At 45.8% G+C, this 21,035-nt stretch carries 23 protein-coding genes; 5 read left to right on the top strand and 18 right to left on the bottom strand.

Features of this window, described 5'->3' with window-relative positions; all coding sequences use genetic code 11:
* Positions 1-85: 85 nt before the first annotated feature.
* Positions 86-580: a DinB family protein gene (locus tag NYE26_RS04440; protein ID WP_339254173.1), complete on the bottom strand. Its 495-nt coding sequence runs from the start codon at positions 578-580 to the stop codon at positions 86-88.
* Between the two features lie 172 nt (positions 581-752).
* On the opposite strand from NYE26_RS04440, the gene NYE26_RS04435 reads away from it, so the two are divergent.
* Entirely contained in the window at positions 753-1,325 is a 573-nt protein-coding gene (locus tag NYE26_RS04435) for a CGNR zinc finger domain-containing protein (protein WP_339254171.1), read from the top strand.
* Between the two features lies 1 nt (position 1,326).
* On the opposite strand, the gene NYE26_RS04430 is transcribed toward NYE26_RS04435, so the two are convergent.
* The gene (locus NYE26_RS04430; RefSeq protein WP_339254169.1) at positions 1,327-2,433 is read right to left on the bottom strand and encodes a GGDEF domain-containing protein; all 1,107 of its coding nucleotides are present in this window, start codon (positions 2,431-2,433) and stop codon (positions 1,327-1,329) included.
* 1,171 nt (positions 2,434-3,604) lie between these two features.
* Between NYE26_RS04430 and NYE26_RS04425 the strand changes: the two genes are divergently transcribed.
* Complete coding sequence (locus tag NYE26_RS04425; RefSeq protein ID WP_339254167.1) at positions 3,605-4,312, top strand: hypothetical protein; 708 nt, start codon at positions 3,605-3,607, stop codon at positions 4,310-4,312.
* A 7-nt stretch (positions 4,313-4,319) separates the two neighbouring features.
* Here the strand turns inward: NYE26_RS04425 and NYE26_RS04420 are convergent, their stop codons facing one another.
* The gene (locus NYE26_RS04420; protein ID WP_209876386.1) at positions 4,320-4,988 is read right to left on the bottom strand and encodes a hypothetical protein; all 669 of its coding nucleotides are present in this window, start codon (positions 4,986-4,988) and stop codon (positions 4,320-4,322) included.
* Between the two features lie 157 nt (positions 4,989-5,145).
* On the opposite strand from NYE26_RS04420, the gene NYE26_RS04415 reads away from it, so the two are divergent.
* A complete protein-coding gene (locus NYE26_RS04415; RefSeq protein WP_339254165.1) occupies positions 5,146-6,063 on the top strand; it encodes a stalk domain-containing protein in 918 nt (305 codons plus the stop codon).
* 33 nt (positions 6,064-6,096) lie between these two features.
* On the opposite strand, the gene NYE26_RS04410 is transcribed toward NYE26_RS04415, so the two are convergent.
* From NYE26_RS04410 to NYE26_RS04395, 4 genes are all read right to left on the bottom strand, one after another.
* On the bottom strand, positions 6,097-6,645 hold the full coding sequence (locus NYE26_RS04410) for an HAD-IIIA family hydrolase (protein WP_036723327.1): 549 nt from the start codon (positions 6,643-6,645) through the stop codon (positions 6,097-6,099).
* The gene (locus NYE26_RS04405; RefSeq protein ID WP_339254162.1) at positions 6,642-7,112 is read right to left on the bottom strand and encodes a GNAT family protein; all 471 of its coding nucleotides are present in this window, start codon (positions 7,110-7,112) and stop codon (positions 6,642-6,644) included. The genes NYE26_RS04410 and NYE26_RS04405 overlap by 4 nt, the downstream gene beginning before the upstream one ends.
* Positions 7,113-7,520: 408 nt before the next feature.
* A complete protein-coding gene (locus tag NYE26_RS04400) occupies positions 7,521-8,531 on the bottom strand; it encodes an HD domain-containing protein (RefSeq protein WP_339254160.1) in 1,011 nt (336 codons plus the stop codon).
* 215 nt (positions 8,532-8,746) lie between these two features.
* Positions 8,747-9,610, bottom strand: coding sequence for a LysR family transcriptional regulator (locus tag NYE26_RS04395; protein ID WP_339254158.1), 864 nt, complete (start codon positions 9,608-9,610; stop codon positions 8,747-8,749).
* A gap of 144 nt (positions 9,611-9,754) precedes the next feature.
* Between NYE26_RS04395 and NYE26_RS04390 the strand changes: the two genes are divergently transcribed.
* Positions 9,755-10,594, top strand: coding sequence for an alpha/beta hydrolase (locus NYE26_RS04390; protein ID WP_339254156.1), 840 nt, complete (start codon positions 9,755-9,757; stop codon positions 10,592-10,594).
* Positions 10,595-10,992: 398 nt separating this feature from the next.
* On the opposite strand, the gene NYE26_RS04385 is transcribed toward NYE26_RS04390, so the two are convergent.
* The 6 genes from NYE26_RS04385 to NYE26_RS04360 form a co-directional block, all read right to left on the bottom strand.
* Positions 10,993-11,250 carry a ferritin-like domain-containing protein gene (locus tag NYE26_RS04385; RefSeq protein WP_339254154.1) on the bottom strand — a complete coding sequence of 86 codons (258 nt, stop codon included), beginning with the start codon at positions 11,248-11,250 and terminating at the stop codon, positions 10,993-10,995.
* 355 nt (positions 11,251-11,605) lie between these two features.
* On the bottom strand, positions 11,606-12,268 hold the full coding sequence (locus NYE26_RS04380) for a Type 1 glutamine amidotransferase-like domain-containing protein (RefSeq protein WP_339254152.1): 663 nt from the start codon (positions 12,266-12,268) through the stop codon (positions 11,606-11,608).
* Positions 12,265-13,182 carry a DUF2785 domain-containing protein gene (locus NYE26_RS04375; protein WP_339254150.1) on the bottom strand — a complete coding sequence of 306 codons (918 nt, stop codon included), beginning with the start codon at positions 13,180-13,182 and terminating at the stop codon, positions 12,265-12,267. The genes NYE26_RS04380 and NYE26_RS04375 overlap by 4 nt, the downstream gene beginning before the upstream one ends.
* 93 nt (positions 13,183-13,275) lie before the next feature.
* Positions 13,276-14,196: a YafY family protein gene (locus NYE26_RS04370; protein WP_339254148.1), complete on the bottom strand. Its 921-nt coding sequence runs from the start codon at positions 14,194-14,196 to the stop codon at positions 13,276-13,278.
* A 97-nt stretch (positions 14,197-14,293) separates the two neighbouring features.
* Complete coding sequence (locus tag NYE26_RS04365; protein WP_339254146.1) at positions 14,294-14,920, bottom strand: GNAT family N-acetyltransferase; 627 nt, start codon at positions 14,918-14,920, stop codon at positions 14,294-14,296.
* Between the two features lie 275 nt (positions 14,921-15,195).
* The gene (locus NYE26_RS04360) at positions 15,196-16,098 is read right to left on the bottom strand and encodes a LysR family transcriptional regulator (RefSeq protein WP_339254144.1); all 903 of its coding nucleotides are present in this window, start codon (positions 16,096-16,098) and stop codon (positions 15,196-15,198) included.
* 139 nt (positions 16,099-16,237) lie between these two features.
* Here NYE26_RS04360 and pyk point away from each other — a divergent pair, with 139 nt between their 5' ends.
* Positions 16,238-17,668 (top strand): pyruvate kinase, encoded by a 1,431-nt coding sequence (gene pyk, locus NYE26_RS04355; protein ID WP_339254142.1) that lies wholly within the window; start codon positions 16,238-16,240, stop codon positions 17,666-17,668.
* 33 nt (positions 17,669-17,701) lie between these two features.
* Here the strand turns inward: pyk and NYE26_RS04350 are convergent, their stop codons facing one another.
* The 5 genes from NYE26_RS04350 to NYE26_RS04330 form a co-directional block, all read right to left on the bottom strand.
* The gene (locus NYE26_RS04350) at positions 17,702-18,505 is read right to left on the bottom strand and encodes a hypothetical protein (protein ID WP_339254141.1); all 804 of its coding nucleotides are present in this window, start codon (positions 18,503-18,505) and stop codon (positions 17,702-17,704) included.
* 290 nt (positions 18,506-18,795) lie between these two features.
* On the bottom strand, positions 18,796-19,302 hold the full coding sequence (locus NYE26_RS04345) for an AAA family ATPase (protein ID WP_339257313.1): 507 nt from the start codon (positions 19,300-19,302) through the stop codon (positions 18,796-18,798).
* Between the two features lie 44 nt (positions 19,303-19,346).
* Positions 19,347-19,805, bottom strand: a complete 459-nt coding sequence (locus NYE26_RS04340; protein WP_339254139.1) for a RidA family protein — start codon at positions 19,803-19,805, stop codon at positions 19,347-19,349.
* A gap of 118 nt (positions 19,806-19,923) precedes the next feature.
* The gene (locus NYE26_RS04335) at positions 19,924-20,247 is read right to left on the bottom strand and encodes a hypothetical protein (RefSeq protein ID WP_339254137.1); all 324 of its coding nucleotides are present in this window, start codon (positions 20,245-20,247) and stop codon (positions 19,924-19,926) included.
* A 102-nt stretch (positions 20,248-20,349) separates the two neighbouring features.
* A complete protein-coding gene (locus NYE26_RS04330; RefSeq protein ID WP_339254135.1) occupies positions 20,350-20,901 on the bottom strand; it encodes a TetR/AcrR family transcriptional regulator in 552 nt (183 codons plus the stop codon).
* Positions 20,902-21,035 lie beyond the last annotated feature (134 nt).

The raw sequence follows: 21,035 nt of genomic DNA, 5'->3' as shown, positions 1-21,035 counted from the left end.
CTTGCATGTCATCCATTAACCCGGGGATTTGGAGCTGAAACAGAGGTGTAAGGGCGCTGACTTCTTGTAAAATATGGCTGTCGCCTTAATCGAAACGGCGGGTGCTTGGCCAGGAGCCTTGCAGCTTGCGGACCAGTACAATCTGTCCCGTATGATAGGCATCATGCAGAATCAGGCTCATTACCTCTTCGCCCGGTGCATGCCCGGAGCCGCCCCATTCATAAGCGCCTTCCTCCAGAGCTACAATAATCTCGCGTAGTGAGGCATGAATGGACTTCAGCTTGTCTACCGCCTGCTTCCAGTCCTCTTCCCCGCTTCCTGTTACAGTGAACGTGGCGTCATTGCTCTCCAGATCAGGCAATTTCTCCATCCCCTTAAGCTTACGCAGCAGACGCTCCTTATAATACGTCAGATGGTTAACGTTCTCCCAGATCGAATTGCCCGCCGCTCCCTCCGGCTTCCAGAGGGCCTGCTCACTGTTCACACCTTCAAGCGCAGCACTCAGCGGCGGTTGCCAATCCTCTACATCCATTACATAATCCCAATTCTCCAATAGAACATCGCTGATTTTGTTTTCCATTTGAATTCCTCCTGTAATTTGTGGGTGTTAATGATTTGGTAACGACTAAACAACCATAATAACAGTTACACGAGCACTTTAACATATTTGCCGGAGTGTATCAAGTAACTAGCATAACTCATTTTTAACTGTTACAATCAAGGGAAAGATCATGCGAAGGGACAGATGAAGCTTGCTGTGGGTAGATTTCATGAACAGCTATTGGCGGAATTGGCGGACTAGTGACCGGAGCAAGGACGAGGACCGGCTCGAAGAACCGGAGTGGCTGGAGCAATGGCTGGTGGAGCAGAAACTGCCGGCGGCAGGCCCTCTCCTCCCGGAGGAGCTGGAGCAACTGAAAGAACTACGCGGCTTGTTGTGGGACGAGCTGCAGCGGCTGGTCGCGGGAGAGTCTCCGTCTACAGAACTGCTTGCGCAGTTAAATACTTACATGGGCAACGGGCCGGTTGTTCGCCGTGTGGTCTGGACGCCCGCAGGTGACGCAGAGATCTCCCTCCAGCCGCAGGGTGCGGACTGGGGGCAGATTATGGCGGAGATTGCCGCTTCTTTTGCGGCTGCGCTGCTGGAGAAGGAACCTTCTCGCTTCCGCATTTGCGGGAATCCTGACTGTCTCTGGGTCTATTACGACGATACCCGCAACCGCTCGAAGCGGTACTGCGACGACAAGCTGTGCGGGAATCTGATGAAGGTCCGGCGGTTCCGGGCACGCAAAAAAGCAGCGGAGGGTGAAGCTCCGGCAGAGTAATCTATACCACAATCCGCTGAGTCAGCGGGGTCAGCGTAGTATTTTTGCCGGAGTGCTTGGCCGTATAGAGGAGATTATCGACTTCTTCGAAGAGCGTTTCTTTGGTGGTGCCTTCGGCATAGCTCTTGAGGCCAATGCTGACGGTCACCGCCCCGTTCTCCATCTCTTCATGTAGCGTCTCCGAGAGCTGGTGGCGTATCCAATCCATGAGCGTATAGGCCTCCTCGAAGCTCTTCTCGAACAGCAACACCGCAAACTCCTCGCCGCCGTAGCGGGCAGCAATGTCTGCCGCAGAGAGATGGTCCTTGATGATCTGTGCGACCCGGGCCAGCACCAGATCCCCCGTACGGTGTCCATATTTATCGTTAATTTGCTTGAAATTATCGATATCCACCAGCGCAAGATGGAACGGGGCACCCTGGCTTCCGTATTCCAGCGCTTTTTCATAGAATTCGTGAAAAGAAATATGGTTATACAGTCCTGTCAGTGCATCGGTGGTAGACAGCTTGCGGATCACCGCGTTCTCGATCATCAGATCCTGCTTGGCCGTTAAGGTAGCTTCCAGATCGCTCGCCAATTCACGCCCGTTAATAATGACAATCCCCGCCACCAGGGTCCCGACTAGCAGGAAGAGCGGAATGGCAACCAGGTCGAAGTCTGTAAGGTAATACTTGAACCAGTAATCCCAGCGGTACAGAATGAAGAACGCAGCCGCTTGGAGGGCAGACGTGAACAAGGTCAGATCCAGCCGAAAAAAAATCGCCGACGCAATAATCGGCAGCAGCATCAACGCCCCGATAATCCGGATATCCATATTCAGATGGATAATCATCATGGCAATAATCGTCCCCGCCACAAACAGCAGCACGAAGGAATACCTCGGTGCCGCAACATCCACCAGCTGCGTCAACCCGACCACCGCACTCATCAGCAGCGTCGGATAAAGCAGCACATCATAGTAGAATTCATGCGCTCCCATGGGATACGGCAAACATACAAAAGACCCCAGCTGGGCCAGGAAATGCAGAGCAATCACCAGCCAATACGTATACAGAAACCGCTTGACCCACTTCGCCTGCCGGTGCGCAGAAGTCTCCGAAGGGCCCATGTAATCTCTCAATCTCAACGCTCTCACCTGTTGCCCCCCGATTAAATTCACACATTAGATGTACACATTTCTCCTATTTTAACATGCCAGGGTCCGGGTCGGATACTCACTTGTGGGATATGTACGGGGGGTGGGGAAGTGGAATGGCAAGTCTCTCCACCAGCTGATTCATTGCTGTGAAGGCAAGCTCGATTCACGCTTCTGTATGAGGAGCGATATTTAATCGTATAGCATAGATGAGATATTTTCCCTTTCAATGCATGCTCCTGCACGAGGAACGATCTTACCGGTCTGTGACCGATTGAGATTTCAATCCAAGCCCCTAGAGAAGGAGCGAGACTCCATGTAGTCCATCTCAGGTTTAAAATAGTGGAGCAGACGCAATTCTCCTTCTAATTACATATTTTCCAAGGGGGAGTTGTTCTTCAGTGGGGATTGGCTTAGTGTAACGGACTGACGCGCTCTTATTCAGGAAGAAAGTCGTCATTTGGGCGAGTAACGGACTCCACAGGCCTTATCCTTCACACTTCGACTCCGAAACGTCTCATAGAGAAACAATAAGGTCGCCTGAGTCCGTTAAGCTGCAAAAAGTGGCGTTTTTGCAAGGATAAGGTCACTCCGGTCCGTTAGATTTTGGGTTGCTAGGGTTCCACAAGCTTATCTATTCTTTTAAATCTGATGCTGTACTAGTTCTTTGGCACAGAGCTTACGTTACTTTCAATGCACGCTCCTGCACGAGGAGCGACCAAATACGACGCAATTGGCAACAACGGCGTTTGTCGTATTTCAATCCACGCACTCGTGTAGAGTGCGACAGCGGCAAAGAGCATAACCAATGCCTTTCACACATCGTTTTACTTCTTTTCCCTTATTATTATATCAGAAGAGTATGAATCACACCTTGACATTCAGCTAGCACTATCGACCTGTCAGGAATTCGACAAATTCCGAGGTGCGAAACCCCCAGGGATTTCATGGGATCTTGGCATTCGCACCGATTCTCTTTTTCTATTTTAATTCATCGCAATTAATTCTGCATAAATATAAATCTCTCAATATTGTAGTTTTTTTGTTGTGTCCAAGGTATTACATGTTCATCAATCCATTCGCTATACTAGTGAAGGTACACGTACTAAGCTGAAACACATGAAGAGGAAGGGAATCTGACTCGATGAAAAAACTAATAGTAAGGTCCGTAGGTATTGTTGCCCTTTTAAGCTACATAGTGGGGTGTAACGCTCCTTATCAACTTCAAACTGCGGAGGCAAAAGCAGCGCCAACCCATAGCCCAACACCATCAGCCAAAGCAAATAACATTAATGCACTAATTCCGGCAGGTTGGCACATTTTAGAGCCTGTCCTGGGAGAAAAGGCTATCGCCAAAGGAGATTTGAATAAAGACGGGATCTCAGATCTCGCAACGGTCATTGAGAAGGATACGGTTAAGGACGAGGCGTCTCCACGGCCACTCTTAATCGCATTTGGCGGCAAAAATAATACATACACCCTCTCCATCATCGCCAAAAATGTTGTTTTGCGATCGGATGAAGGCGGAGTTTGGGGCGATCCTTTTGATAGCTTGACCATTGACCGGGGTTCTGTCCTGGTTAGTGATTATGGGGGCAGCAACTGGAGATGGTACAACAAGTACAGATTTCGGTATCAGGATCATGACTGGTTTTTGATTGGTTCCACCCAGGGAAGCTACTTTACTGGAGCCACAACCATGGATCAGTCGGACGAGGACGACATTAACTATCTGACTGGACAATACATCCAGCGGAGAACGGACGACCAGGGACATCTCACAACGAAAAAAGGAAATCGCGGCAAACAGAAATTAATCCGGCTAAAGGAGTTCAACTCCGAAAATTTATAGCAAGTGGTTAGAGGACCGTTAATCCAAAGTGATTCGCAAGGACTTCAAGCACTTCCAACTTTGTGTCAGTTGTTGTGTCTTTTCGCACGATTGTAAATAAGCCGCTATTAGCCCATTGGTCATAATGCTCTTTGCTATTCATTTTAGCCATACAGGCAAGGTAGTTCGCCATTGTTTTTTCCGGATGATCAGCTTTCATTATTTGTTCCTTGATGAACATTTTATCCGAATCATCACGGTCAAAAAAATGTTCAACTGACATGGACTGCGGGGACAGCATGATCGCAATTTGATTATAATCTGCTATCTCTCGTAATATATCAAACGGGATATTAGTATCGACGATAACCTTTTGCGAATGGGATATGTGCATAAGATACGCTATCTCAAACTCTACGATCTCTCGCGTACACCCCTTAATCCAATTATCATATTCCTCTGGTGTTCTGTTGATAAATTCTTGCCAGTCTTTCATCGTTTGAAAATAACATAAGTTTGGATATTGTTCTGGAGTGGGTATACCTACGGGTACACAATCGTAATTTTCACCACAATGAATTAACCCATATTTATCGGCCAGCATTTTTACCATCGTTGATTTTCCAGCATAGGCTGTTCCATTTATAAACAGAACGTTTTTCAGGTAATGCTTGATAATACGATTGTTTACTTCCACTGTAAGCCCTCCCTATAATGATACAGCGTATTACGTTGGCGCAAACTGCGATATAGATTAGCTCACAAGCTTAACTTATAGCAACCTTCTCCTCTCTCGTGCGTCTAAATTTTAAGGAAAAATAAAACATAAGTTGGATTAAGGAGGGAATGCAAAAGTGAACACAAGATTGAAAAGAGGCGTTGCCGGATGGCTTATCGCGTCACTGCTATTCACTGGAAATGCCTTAACGGGAACGGCTTCGGCCGCTTCATCTGCTATTCAGATCTTGATGAACAACTCTTTTGTAGATACAGATGTAGTTCCGTATATCACGAATGGCACTACGATGGTTCCACTGCAGTTGGCCCAAAAAATACCCGGTAGTTCCATCCAATGGAACTACGCCTCGAAGACAGTCACGCTTACCCGGGACGGACAGACCGTCACCTTAGTGGCAGGCCAACGAACAGCAAAGATCGGTAATCAGGAAGTGAAACTCGAAGCGGCTTCGGCCATCCGAAAAGGGCGGGTGATGGTTCCATTGCGCTTCATGGCTGAATCCACCGGGGCTTATGTCTTGTGGAATCCCAAACAACGGATCGTCTTCGTAGCCTCCAAGCCTAGTGAAGAGCTTAAACAGCAATTAGCCTCCTCCCATCTGGCTGAAGCCCGGACCGCAGCCCTGAAACTACCCAGAGTTAGCGCGCTTGAACAATTTGAAGTGGGCGGCGTAGAGGGAGGCAATTTCGACTACTATTTCCCGGAGGGAAGGGCCGACAAATTTTTCCTATCCGGGGGTAACAGTATCTCCTACTATGAGATTGTGGGGGACCATAGCGAAGTCAAGTGGACCGCCACCTTCGATTGGAAGGTTAAAGCCGCAAGCGGTCTGTTCTTTCTCCCTTACCAAATTACCAACCAGGACGGCACTCTCCCCAAACTAACGGGCCGCGTCGTATTCTACCATTACATGGGCCATATTGGAGAATCGGGTTACGGATTCATTGAGCTTGACGGCAAAAAGACTACTTTGGGAATGAAGGGTATGGAGTCAGAGGTGTTTTTTGAGATTCCGGGAGAGGTGAAATCCTAAGCTATTGCTCCGAAAAAAGCGGACAACGCAGCTCTATTCAGGCGTTGTCCGCTTTATTGTGCTAACCAACCATTTTGCCGCATCCAGAAGGTCCTTCGCGATGTAATCTGGTTCTGCCTGTTCATACCACAGGTGACGGTATTTATCCAAAGACTGCATCCCCCAGCCTGTCTCTACCAGAATTCTTCTGGCTCCCACTGCTGCCGCTGCAAGCATATCAGTCGAACCCACATCGCCAATCACCGCACACCGGGTTAAATCTAATCCATGATCAGTTGCCGCTTGCTGAAGCATTCCAGGTTGCGGTTTATGGCATACACAGCCGTCTTCGGGTTCATGCGGACATATGTATGCGGCGTCAAATCCGTAACTGTCAAATTCATTCCTAAAGTCTAATTCTGTAGCCCGCCCCTTCGATATATTGTGCTGATTTGTAAGGGCGATAATAGGAATTCCATGTTCTTTGAGTAATTGCAATGCTTCTAATGAGTATGGGTATAATTCAAAATCCCTGGGGTGAATGAAATGGCCGTTCCCGCCCAAGGTCCCATCTCGATCCACAAATACAGCTTGAAGGGTCACGCGGAATCACCTCTAAATTGATCATTTACTAATTCCCAGTTAATCATCCCGTTCTCTATTCCAGTTCGTGTAAAATTCAATTTCTCCAGAACTCTGATAGATGAAATGTTATCGATAAGACATTCAGCCACAATTTTTTGGACTTTTTTTGAAGATAAGGCCCATTCTATAATAGCTCCTACCGACTCAGTGGCTATCCCCTTATTATGCATCTCAGGAATAAGGCCAAATCCAACTTCTACAATTCCTTGATGATCGGGCTTTCCCTTGAATCCAATGTCACCGATAATTTGATGATTATCCGTTAAGGTCACAAACCACGCACCCCAGCCTAATAATTCAGGGTCCCCTTTAAGCTTATCCAAATAGTTAATGATATGATTTTTGATAGAATACGTTTCTGATACTTTTATGTAATTTTCTTGGGTAAAAGCAGTAATGCTAAGGCGTTCTGTCTGGATGTGCATAATTAATTCCTCCTCGTAATTGGCTGCGAATGGAATAATTATACAAATAAATATCTGTAAAGACCAGGTAGAAGTTGAATAAAACTAAATTACACTGCCCGAACTTTGGGGCTTGCTCGCCACACGAAACAACTATCACTGCTTAATCCAAATGGGCTCCAGAATGACGCATAAAGCGAAGTATCAAATGAACAAAGATCATTAGAAAAATAATCTCATAATAAGCGCGTAGCAGCCAAAGACAGTAAGAACCAGAGCAGTTAATTTAAATAAGGGCTTTAATTTAAAGAATATCAATATAAATTCACTCCTCATTAAATTTGATTACGAAATGTTATATTCAAAATTTATCCGGATTTTTAATTCTAATGGAGGCACATGCTTTGCAAGTTAAATTCTCTGGATTCATCATATCTTAACACTCCACCAAACGTAGTATGTGCCTAGCAGCTCTGTAAGCTGGTTAATCGTAGCGAGACAATCTTGCGAATATTCATCTGAATATTCAGTAATCACAACATCTTGGATGAGCGGCATTGCGAGATAGAGCTTACTCAAAACTGCCGTTTCCACTGGAAAAGATGGCTTTTCCCGCGACACGCGAATTCGCCATGATTCCATGAGCAACTGCTCATACTCTTCCCGTGTGTCCGGATCACTACAAAGCAACTGCTCGATATGCGTATCTGTCATGACGGGCAACTTAGCTGTTCCAAGTTCATTCTTATGTACTAAGCGGCCAGCCAGTTTCCTCATTATCGCGTTTACGCCGATGTTAGCCGGGGAAGCTTGCATACGGGCTTCTTCCCATATGAGCTCAGTGACCTGCTTGCCAGCCTCCAGTGTGAACTGAAGACTTCCATTTCTATAGCTCATCGCTTCAAAAAGTTCACCAGCCGAAATAGTCAGATAACCGCCGACAAATGCACTTCTGACCCAGGAGTCCAGATGATCTGCATGAAGAATTCCGTCCTTGTTCCTCAATAGGCTACGCTTTGATCCATCTATGTAGTCCATAACATCAGTTGTACGAATATTTGCACGGGCTAGGATGTCAACAATCTCCTGTGAAAACACGGCCTCCCGAGTCCATTCATGATGATCCACGCCTGGAAGGGATTCTAGTGTATGACTGAAAGGCGCATGTCCGATATCATGCAGCAATGCAGCTGCCCGCAACGTACGATTATCCGGCTCAAAATGCGCTGTAAGCGCAAATACACCTAACGTATGCTGTAAGCGGCTGTAGGTATGGTGGGTATTGATGAAAGAAGCTCCTCCATGACGAATGTAATGAAGCCGCCGCACCTTTTTGCTTCGGAGCAGTGCTTTTTCTTCATCAGTGAGCTGAATCCTGAGCTTCCATAGAGGTTCATATATTTCGTCTAAAGCACCATCAAGTCTTAACCGAAAGTCCATTCCAAGGTTTCCTCCTGTGTTCTTAAATTCTAGTTACGGACCAGTGAATAGTAGACGCAAACTGTGAAGTAGATGGGAGAGTCAGCTTTTTAAATGGCGGCAGATCTGAACGAGAAAATAAAGTCATAGACTGCAGCTGTGTTGTTGGACTAACGTTCTTCGTTAGTTCAATACTTGAATTGAATCCGAATAATTATCAACACTCTTCTCATTTCTTACCAGAGGGAGGCATGCTTTCTAACGATCTCAATAAAAGCTTCTACTTGAGGAGATATCCACTTGTTTTTGGGATATAACAACTGCGTAGCTAGATTCTGTTTATACTGCTGACCTGAAAGTTTTTCTTCCTTCAGCTCCCTCTCTACCGTAATTCGAGGTAGCAAGGATATGCCCATACCACTCAATATAGATTGTTTCACGGCTTCAATACTCCAGAATTCAATATTGGAAGTAATCCCTAACTGATACTCCTCAATGCATTGTTCAAACAATGTGCGATAATCGCAACCTCTTTCGGTAAAAAGTAAATTGCTTTGCACAATGTCCAGTTGTAGCTCAAATGAATTTGGATACAACAACATCATGGGCTCCTCAGCCAATTTCTCACTGTACAAATTGGGGTCATGTACCTCTGTCCCCAGCATAAAGGAAATATCACTTTTACCTTGCATCAAATTCTCTTTATAATGTACGGAATCTAATTGGTGCCATTCTATATTGACATGGGGATGTAATTTTTTGAACTCTTCAATAATAGGCGGAAAACGATAGATCAACAAAGTTTCCCCAATACTGATAACGATATTACCCGTTAATTCCCCTTGCGCAGCAGTCACTTCCTTAATCATATGATACAGGTCAAGCATTTTTTTGGCATGTGGCAACAATTTTCTCCCAGTCTCCGTTAAAATAACCCGCTTACCGATTCGATCAAATAAAGGGTAGTTAATCTCCTCTTCCAATGCCTTGATATGCAATGTGATTGTAGATTGCGCGTATCCAAGATGCTCAGCAGCTTTGGTAAATCCCTCGTGTTCTACAATCGCAATAAATGTTACCAAATGACGTATTTCCATCATTGGCTCCCTTCTTTTTACCATCATCAAAACTGATTGTTTACATATAAACTATCAATTTTACTAATAGAATGCAATCGTTTATATTCAATGTAACTCAATAAGAGCTAAATTAATCTCAATCGTTTATAGAAGGGAGTAATCACCATGCAAACAGCAGCAACGTCATCCATGTTGATCAATGGATATCGAATTGCTTATGAGCAATACGGAGAAGGCTCTCCCATATGGCTCCTTCATGGAACACCGTCTTATAGCTATGAATGGAGAAAAGTAATCCCCTCTCTGGTTCAAAAAGGGTATAAAATCTACGTTCATGACCTTCTTGGATATGGAGCATCCGAAAGACCACTCGAAGCAGATACTTCTGTGGCAGCACAATATACTCTGTTCAGTCAGCTTTTAGACGAACTCGGAATGGATCGTTTACATGTCGCAGCCCACGATCTAGGTGGAATTGTTGGCCTCCAATTGGCTCAGGAACAACCTGAGCGTGTACAATCGCTCACGTTACTCAACATCCCCAGCTATGATTCGTGGCCCTCACCAACCTGGAAGAAAATTATTGAAGAACAGTTCGAACGGGTTGAACAAATGTCCCGTACTGATTTTGATACCATGCTAAAAAAACAGTTACCCATGGCAGTTTATAATAAAGACCTCATGACAGGGGATACACTAGACGCATATCTTGCACCCCATGCCGGTCTATTAGGTAAAGCATCTTTTTTCTCCCATCAGGTAGCTCACTATAATGCAAAATATACTGAATCCTATAAAACAGATTTACCCAAACTGAAGGTCCCCGTTCAAATTCTATGGGGGGAGGAAGATGAATGGCAGCCCCTCGCTTATGCAAAGAGGCTTGTCCAGGATATCCCCCATGCCTGTCTACGTGTCATTCCAAAAGCTGGTCATTTCGTAATGGAAGATGAACCTGGACAATGTTCTGATTATATCGACCATTTTTGCAATAAACATTCGTGATTTAGGGTGACACAGAAAAAACACGAGGCGTGTATGCCACTTCCTCGTGTTTTTCTAATGATGTTACTGTTCAGGTTTGAATTTCTTAATTAGATATGAAAGGACACTCGAGGATAGCATAAACTTGGTTTTTCCATATGGTACCCACTGAAGATGTTATTATTCCTGAGCAAAGCTAAAATCTAGAATTGAATATTAAGGTGAGCTGATTCTACTCCACACATCTACCATTGGATCCTCCGCTATATACTTAGGAACAATCTCCAATGTTTGTATAAGATATCCCTACAGGACTTTGTACTCTACACCAGATACGGCTAGTGAACACTAGATGCATATTAATCAGCAAAGAGGCCCCTCCACTCCCTGTGAGTAAAGAGGCCTCTTCGTGCGTAGGATCAGAACCGATTTGCAGCTAAGTTTTGTAGCAGGAGATTGTTATATTTAGCCGCATGTTTTTGCTCATCCAGAATAATGCCATACAGAGTATCCTTGTAAATGCCGTACGGAAGACCGAACCATATCTTTCGATATTTCTCAACAGCAGATAATTCACCTTGGAAGGCTTGTTGCAACCCGGCAATATAAGAATTAACATTATCCGGAGGTTCGTTGCCAACTCCTGTTACTTCATGCCCTGTTAATTCCTTATACATTTGTCGGAACATTTGATTATGTCCTCTTTCATCATTCCGAATAGAGGTAATCACTTCAACTTGTTCTTGGTTTGGGGCAAGTCTGATGAGTTGATCATAAAAAAGTTCATCATTTTGTTCACCTCACAGTTCCTAGATTAACACTCCCACCAAACGTAGTATGTGCCTGGATGAGCGGCTTTCCAAGGTATCCTCCTGGGTTCTCCTTTATTCTTCAACCTCAAATTATTGAATCGCTGATGATTGGAAGATTGTCTCTAACCGAAACAGCTCCAAAGACTGAACATGCATGGATACCTTTAGCAATGATTCAATCGCTGACTGTATTTCAAATGGTTCTGTGGTTGTTTCGTAATCATACACTTATTTTCTGAATCTTCGAGCGGGATATTAAATATACCGGGCCCATTATTTCGATTGCGTCGTCTTTTACACGAATCGCACTCTCCTGTTCTGCCGCATATATATCGATCTCCTCCGATAAGGGGAACAGGTAGCCTTGAACGAACGAGGCGTAATCGCGTTTCGAATGAGATTCATAGGCAAAAGGATTAAAGTCCAACCCATCATGAATCGTATCTATTTCAACGGTATGATCGGCGCTCTGCGAGGTTACCCATTTGGCAGCCATGTTCAACGAACCGGCGCTGGCCCCCAAGATAACGGCATTGCTGTTCTTAATCACATCGGTTAATTCATACTCCGCCAAAAAGTTGTTCTGTTGAACAGGATCTCCGCCGCATAAAAAAATGACCGACGCGTTCTGAATCCATTGCCGGGCCTCATCCTTTGGCATGCGGTAATCGATGAAATGGTTCTCCTTAAACATAAGATTGGCCTGATGGAGCCATGTCCATTCCGTTATATCCTCAAAGTTAATCTGCCCGTCTTCATAATCAGAGGGTTGAGCGCTAATCATAACAAGCGATTGTCTGTCTTGTAGATCCTCCTGCAACCACTCAACCAGCCCCTCCGGTAAAAAATCATTAAACCAACTGAAATAATAGTGAGTACTCAAGCTTCATCACCTCCATATGCAGGGTTTGCCCCGTTAAAGCGGTTTAATTTAGCTTCAGCCGCCAGCATGGCGCTGGTAAGTCTCCGATGATTCCCGTCATGCCGGGCAAGTGTTCTGAAATACAGGCTGCGCACCATATTTTTCCCGTTCACTCTGGCAACTCTCTGTGCGCGTGTATCCGGCCATTCAGTACACTGCGCCAAGCTATGAATCCAGTCGGCAATCTCCTGCTGTGGTAGCAGCGATTCACTGATCATCGTGTCCACAACGTTAGCCATACGTTCGTCTTCCTCCTCGTCAAAAATCCGGACACTGTTACGCAGCATTCCTGTAATCGCCATAAGCACCTCGTGCTGCACCTCAATGTCACTTTCCTTATAGCGGATCAGCTCCTCCAGAGCATCTGCCCCGTGAGCTGCGGCATGAGCCCAGCCTTCGGCTGCCAGATAACCGCGCAGGTCCTTCTCCTCCTGATAGTAGCGAAGCAGCGAGCGCTTTAGATGCTGGAAGTCTTTTGGCGTCAAGAATGGTTGAAGCCTGTCCCGTTGCATAATAAGAGCGATCGGCAGAACCGCGAATGCCCTGGTGAGTACGCTGTGGTCATCCACGCTTCCAATCCGGTAGAACAAATGTCGGTCGTCCATCAGGACAGTTAATAGATGCCGCATTTCCTCATCTGTGAACTTATTATCGCGCTTCAGCCATATGTAAAAGGTAGAATAAATATGCTCACGAAGCTCAGGCCCCGGGTCACCAATATGCCGCAGCATCAGATCGGTAAAGTCTTGGATGCTTTCTCCCTCTCGCAGGATATACTGTTCTTCCTCCAATCTGTGCAGCTTGTGTATCAGTTCTGTCCGCGTGTCCTTCGTACCCCATTCATTGACATCTTCGTCCAAAATGCAGGCTTTCATTTAGTCGGTTCACTCCTAACCCAGTTATAGCGGCGTTATGTATTTCTCCAGCCGATATGACTACTATAAAACACAATGACTGACACCAGGGGGTCAGTCATTGTAGGATAGAAGCATATTTTGCATATATTGCTGCAGCTCCGCCCGTAATTCACGAGGCTCCAGCAGCTCGCACTCCTTGCCGAAGCTTAAAATGAACTTCAGCAGACCCTCCTCATGAGGAAATGTATCCGTAACGAGATAGAAGCCATCTTCACCCCGGCTAATCTTCTCTTTCTCAAAATACTCGGAAAGCTGCGCGCCAATTCGCGAAGTGAATCTCAACACAACCTGTATGCCCGCCTGCGAATAATTGTGCTCAATGACATCGGCGATCCGCTCTGCCGACAGCTCTCTTTTTTCAAACGGCGGCCCCTGCTCCAATTGCCTGATCCGCACAAGCTTAAATCTGCGGTAGTCCTTTCTGACCCGGCAGAAGCCGACCACATACCAATGGCCGTGACGAAAGTCAATCCAGCCCGGCTCTACCGTTCGCTCCAGGTATTCCATATCCCTGTTGATATAATCGAACACTAGCAGCCTGTTATCCGTGATGGCCTTGCTGATGATCCCAATGTACTCTTTAATCTCCTGCTCCATGCTGAAATGGGACAGATCCAGAGTCAGTTTATCCTTACCCGGCTCCCGCTTATAGGTATGTTCCACCTTGAGCAGCATGTCATTGAAAGCTTCGTTTCGGCCAAACAAGCCGTGTAAATTCTTCATTACAGCTACAAACGTATGAGCTTCATCCCGGTTTAAAAAGAGGCTGCTTATATTATAGCTGTCCATAATATAGTATCCTCCGCCCTTGCCGCTGGACGATGCAATAGGTATGCCGGCTTCGCCTATTTTCTCGATATCCCGGTAGATCGTCCGCAAGGATACCTCGAAATGCTCGGCAAGCGCCTTGCCCGTTACCGTACCTTGACCGGAGATGATCAGCAGCATGGAGAGTAATCGATTGACTCGCATGATTGGTGTGTGACGCTAAGGAACGTCTCCTCCTCTGGGTGGGATTTTTTATGTAGCACAACTATTTACTTGTATGAGCCCCATCCATTATTTAAGGCTACTTGAAATGATAGCGATAATACTTAAAATCATATCGCTCATCCGTCAGGTGAATCAACAAATTCCGCTTATCGATAAGCTCGAACCCGCAGTGCTCAAGAACCTTTTGAGAAGAGAGATTATTAACCTCAACTGTTCCTACAATATACGGGATATCATACTCATTCCCAATCCAGTTAAGAAATGCTTTCGCAGCCTCCTTCGCATACCCCATCCCTCTTGCGGAGGTAAGAAGACCGTACCCAAACTCAGGCTCACGAAGGTCATCATGTTCTTGTGCAGCAACCTGTCCAATTATGAACCCTGTTTCCTTTTCAAAGACCCCGAGACACAAGCATCCGGTTACAATATCCATCTTCCCATAATTTGAAAGGTGCCAGTCAAAAAACTCCTTTGCTCTCGGCTTCTGCGCCTGCCATCCCTCATATATATCCAAAAGCTTTTTAAATTGCTCAAAATCACTTTCTGCAAAAGTTCTAATCACAAGCCGTTCTGTTTCAAGGTAGACGATGTTTACGGTATTCATTAGTTGTACCTGCCTTATTCTTAGCTTGATCACTTTACTGGTTAGCAACCAAATGGATATCTTCAAATGGTATGTACTTGTTTTGTCTGAGAGCTTCATTTCTTGCCCCCTATGGTACGGTGGCTTAATTCCGCTTACATCATGATATGTCTTCGTTCAATGCCAGCCACTGCACCGCCAACCCGAACCTGATTGATTTCACCGTTCTCGCTTAGGCGAAGTCCTGCCCCTTTTCGCAAACGCATTTAACGTATACACTTCCACATTCATGTTCTGATCGTCCTCTCTTTATCTTCGAAAAACTGATGTGCGCAACCGCAATCTTCTCTCTATAACGTCTTAACAGTGCCATTCTTCTTTTGCAAGTAGAACAGTTAATTCCTTGCCCCTCCTTTCGACTGCTCCCGGACCAGTGAGAGAAATGCTGCCGCCGCTGGCGACAATGCCTCCTGCTTCCGGGTACAGACGGCAATCGGATTCAGCAGCGAAGTGCCGTTAACCATCACACGCTCCACTTCCCCGCGTTCCACATTATCCCTAACCGCCAGAGAGGAGATGAAGATGGCCCCGTAGCCCGCGATGACGGCCCGAACCATCTCGTTCACCCCATTAAATTGTAGACCGACCTTGGGAGGACTCACGTTCAAAGCCCGGCATAAAGAGAAGAGACGCTCCCGGGTAGAACTTCCCTCTTCACGCAGAATGAAGGGAACCTTCATCATCTCCGCTAAAGTAATTTCCTGTCCGCCGTATGGATGGTTTCTCGGGACGATGAACCAGAGCTCGTCCTCCAGAAGCTCCTCCCATTCAATGCCCGGTTGCTCCTCCCAGCCGCCTCCGTATACGGCTACCTCGGCATCGTACTGTAGCAGCCCCTCCACCGCTTCCCGAGAATTTGCAGTATTCAAGACCACCTCTACGGAAGGATGCTCTTGCTTGTAGAGGGCCAGCCATTCCGGCAGCAGCAGATTAGCGGGCAGATAGGTTGCTACAATCCGCAAGATGCCGCTGAACCCGGCCTTGTATTCACGCACTGCCTCATCCAGCTCACGCTCCAATGCAAACAATCGTTTGGCATGGCTGGCCAGCATCTGACCCGCATCGGTCACTAAGATACCACGCCCCTTGGGGGCTAACAGCTGTATGCCTAATTCCTTTTCCAGATTACGGACCTGGGCCGTAACCGCAGGCTGACTGATCCGCAATTCCTCCGCAGCGCGGGTGACTCCGCCTTTTTCAGAAATGGTGTGAAATATTTTAAGGGCATGAAGATTCATAAGATGACCTGCCTCCTACATCAAAATTGATGAAGAACGAAATTATATATATTTTTCTGATGAATCGTTATGCTTTATTGTAAGGATAAGGGAAATTTTTCACAAGGTTAAATAATTTATCGATGAAGGAGAGAATTCCATGAGTAAAACTAAAATCGTCTGTACCATCGGCCCCTCCAGCGAAAGCCCCGAAATGCTCCGTAAGCTGATCCAAGCCGGTATGAATGTCGCCCGCCTGAACTTAGCCCACGGTGAGCTGGAGGAGCACGCAGAGCGCATCCGCCACATCCGGGAAGCAGCCAAGGAACTAAACCAATATGTGGCCGTCCTGCTCGACATCAAAGGTCCGGAAATTCGTATCGGCAAAATGGCCTCGGAGTACGTGGAATTGGTACCAGGAGAAACCGTGGTTCTAACCACGGAGGAAGTGCTCGGCACGAAGGACCGTATCCAAGTCACCTATAAGCAGTTACCCCAAAACGTGAAGCCTGGCAGCAGCATCCTGATCGATGACGGTCTAGTACGTTTGGAAGTCGTAAATTCCGAAGGCACCGAGATTACCTGCCTCGTCAAGAACGGCGGCAAGCTGAAGCCACGCAAGGGCGTCAACGTTCCCGGCATCAAAACCAGTCTTCCCGGCGTAACCGAGAAGGACATCCGGCACATCAAATTCGGCGTTGAGCAGAATATCGACATCATCGCTCAATCCTTCGTCCGCAAAGCTGAGGACATTCTTGAGATTAAGCATATTCTGAGCAAACACAAGGCCGGCCATATCCAAGTCATCGCAAAAATTGAAAATGACGAGGGTCTGGAGAACCTGGATGCCATCCTGGGCGTAGCCGACGGCCTGATGGTTGCCCGCGGCGATCTGGGCGTGGACTTGCCGGTAGAAGATGTGCCGCTGGTTCAAAAAGACATGATCAAGAAGTGTAACCTGGCCGGAAAACCGGTTATCACCGCCACTCACATGCTGGAGTCCATGCAGATGAACCCGCGTCCGACCCGTGCAGAAGCAAGTGACGTCGCCAACGCTATCTTCGATGGCACCGATTCTGTCATGCTGTCTGGTGAATCTGCCGCAGGTAAATACCCGCTGGAGTCCGTCGAGACCATGGCCCGCATCGCCGCCCGCGCTGAGTCCGTCCTGGGGAGCTACGGCCGCTCCAACTGCAAGAGTAACGAGACTGGCACCAACGTGACCAGCGCCATTGGCGAATCCGTTGTTCGCACTGCCCTCGCACTCTCCGCCAAAGCTATTCTCGCCCTGACCGAAAGCGGCTTTACCGCCCGGATGATCGCCAAGCACAAGCCCACTGCACCGGTAATCGCCGTATCCACTAAGGAGAGCGTGTTGCATGCCCTCTCCTTGACTTGGGGTGTAATTCCGCTGCTCCGCGACGAGTCTACTTCTAGCACAGATGCAGCCGTAGAAGCCGCTGTTGAACTGGCGAGGTCTGCCGGATACGTGCAAAATGGCGACTTGGTGCTCATCACCGCCGGAGTCCCTGTAGGCTGTACCGGAACCACTAACCTGCTGCGGGTTCACCGAGTTGGGGAAGGGATATAAATAAAAACGGAGTTCGCATTTTACTCCAGCCTATTAGAAACGCAGATTGCCCCCGATCAAATCTTTGGTCATTGGATCAAAAAACATTGTAATCGGTCCCAGTAGGCCGTTCATTTCCGTATCAAATTGAACGGATACAACAACATCTAACTTTCTGTCATCCATCCAATAGCCAACGTTTTTTCCAGACTCTAGGATCACTATGGCTTTCTCTTTCGGCGTGGTTAAAGTGCTTCTTTCCTTTTCTGAGATTTGGGCCCAAGCTAGATTCCGAAATTCATCTTCATCTTTAAGTTTGTCATAGTGGAAGACATAATAGTACCAGCCGCCGCCCAGATTCTTATAGTCATTCACATAGCTGAATTTCGAAGGATCCCCTTTGGCCATCTCTGGTAGGCTGAGGTAGGTTATGCCTTGTTGATACAAGTTGTCTTCAGCACCAAACAAAAAGTCAATACTTTTACTAGGGGCATCATTTAAGGAGGATATCCTCTTTACAATACCTTCTCGAAACAATGTTTGAGCGATTTGTTGAATTTCAGGGTCCTGGATGTTCTCGATGGAATAATCTTGTTGAAGTATGACAGGCCGAGTCTGGAACACTTTTTCATTCTCTAACAGATAATGGCCTAGAATATCAAAATCTTCACGACGGTTTTCAAAATATTCAATAACCCCAGTCTCTGGACGCTTCAACACTTCGCTAACGTTCAAGGGAATAATGAAATCACTTGCCCTAACATGCTCAGTTCCCTTGCTTTTCAAGCCAGCACATCCGCATACCGCCAATGCCAAACAAATTACAACTGAAATGAATTTCATCGGCCAAAGATTCATAATGCGGCCCCCCATTAAGACAAGAGTTGTGAATTCATGTCACGAAATGGCTTCTCGGTGCTGTTGTATAGGTATATAGGAAAGGAGCTAGAATTGTAGAGATGATAAGTTATAAAGGACGTCAGAGACACAAGGTGAAGTGACCCTCAGTATATCCAATGTTGTTTTTGACGGGGACAACCTTGTCATGAAGATCAGTCAGATTTTCTGTGAGAAGCTTGTGCCTGGAGGTCACGCCAGTGCATAATTCATACGACTTGTAGCATTAGCCTGAAATGCAGAATGAGAGTCTAGACTGTTTTTCTTAAAATTTTTTCAATGATTTCTTCAGTTTCTCTATGGTCAGTTTCTATATGTTGTTGAAATCTACTCTCATTAAATGTAGCTACACTTGCTTTTGTATGCTGCTGGTACCAGGCATCATAAGTGTTCCCGCGTTTTTCAATACGTTTTTTAATTGTGTTTTCGGATGCTAAGAGACAAAAATGAAATACTTCTCGATCCATACTTTTAAAACCGTTGTAAATGTATTCGAAATTCACAGCTTTGTATATTGTCATAGGAACAATAAGATGTTTCTTGTACTTCTTCAATAATTCTTGAGCTGTCTTTACAGCAAGTATTCTCCATAATTCTATATCCTGAAAATCATCAGTTAGTTCCTCTTCATCTTCTGTAATGATCTTTCTTAACATATATCCAACTTCCTCAGGATCATAAATCATGCTATTTGGAATTAAGGGTTGAAGCCTTTGAGCAGTCGTAGTCTTACCAGAGCCAAACGCTCCGTTAATCATAATAATCAAGTGATCACTCCTGGATTCATAAATAAGTTGATTATTTACTCCTCAACCTCAAATATCGAATCAATAATGATGGGAAGATTGTCTCTAACCGAAACAGCTCCAAAGACTGAACGGGCATGAATACCTTTTTCACCGAAAACATCCAGCATCAGATCGGAACAGCCATTAAGCACTTTATGATGCTCTTCAAAACTGGCGACCGCATTAACAAAGCCCTGAATTTTAACGACCCGTTTCACTTTATCCAGTGTATCTAAAGCTGTTTGTAGTACAGCCAAAATCTCAATCCCCGTTTGCCGGGCAAACTCATAACCTTCTGCGGTGGTATACTCCTGACCTAACTTACCTTTAGGCGTACCAGCAGGCCCCTTGCCTGAAACGAACAACAACCCGTTCACTTTTACGTAATTTGCGTATTTGGCTGCCGGTTCGCTTGCATGGGGGAGAACGATTCCTAATGTTGCTAATCTACCAGCCACTGTTTGATCAGCCATTTTTCAATCTCCTCACTCATTAGATTTGGAAAAATTAAAGTGAATTTTAACGCTTTCATGGCATCCTATCCTCTACGTTTTTCAGCCTATCTTATCGCAGAGAACACCGAATCAGGTTCTACCACCGCTTAACCCAAACGGGCTCCAGGCTCGAGTAACCCATGGCTTGCAGCAGCTCCCAAGCATTCTCTATCGTATGCTGCTTTCCTGTGAGCCACAACTCAGGTTTTTCCCGTTGTATGTAAAGAATAAGCTCGGAAATATGTCTCGGTTTGCCTAGATGAATGGTGGTTTGGGAGTTGTTTTTGTATGCTGAAATATCATAAAACTCCCAGGAGGTGTGACGATCCTCTTCAGGTGGAGTGACTGCGAAAATGAGCGTGATTTTTGTGGTTTTATCTTCCTTGGGTGAAATATTTAACGTGAGGCGGGAACCGCCCACATGCCAGTATACAAAAGGCCGGTCTTGGACGGTTAGCTGTCTGATCTGAGTTTTTACCGTAGGACAATCCTCCTCATCATATCATTGTTGTATTTTAACATATTAAGGAATCACCGTCGTCCTAATCCCATTAGTAAATAGGGTATCTATCAGCTTGACCAATTCTTCCGACGACAGATCTTTGTCATTCCGTATCCACAGGCGAAACATCGACATTAGTGTGGATATGTAAAACTCAATGATATAGGGTGCTAAAGCTTCATTTGCCGGAAGGTCGACAATTAATCGTTCAAAAGGGATTTCTCTTTTCAAACGTTCGATAAAACGAACAGAACCATAGTCGCCCAAGAGCGCTTTCAGGATTGAAATTTCCTCTGCATTCTCCAGGCATTGAAGTGCGTCTTGGAAGGTATGTGTGGAGAACTCTCTGCTTGCCATTTCCTCTTTAATGGATCTAAAAACACGCTCTTCCACGTAATCCAACAACTCATAGATATCCGTAAAATATTGATAAAAGGTACTGCGGTTATATCCTGATCGCTTAGCGATCTCTTGGATGGTTATTTTCTCAATGGGTTTCTGGCTATATAAATCGCAGAATACATTGATGAAGGTTTGTCTTGTTTTATCCGTAATTTCAGGTTGCTTATTCATTATTGGCCTCCAGTTTCTGTGCAATCGATCATACGACAGATCTTAAAAATCTGATGGTTGATGGTCCTATAGCGCTTCTATACAATAAATTATACAACACGTTGTTGGATAATCAACAAGGATTAATATATAGG

This window comes from Paenibacillus sp. FSL P2-0136, from assembly GCF_037975325.1.
In the GTDB taxonomy this organism is placed as follows: Bacteria; Bacillota; Bacilli; order Paenibacillales; family Paenibacillaceae; genus Paenibacillus_AQ; species Paenibacillus_AQ silagei.
The sequence above is the reverse complement of the archived record's forward strand: the minus strand, read 5'-3'. Positions and strand labels throughout refer to the sequence as shown.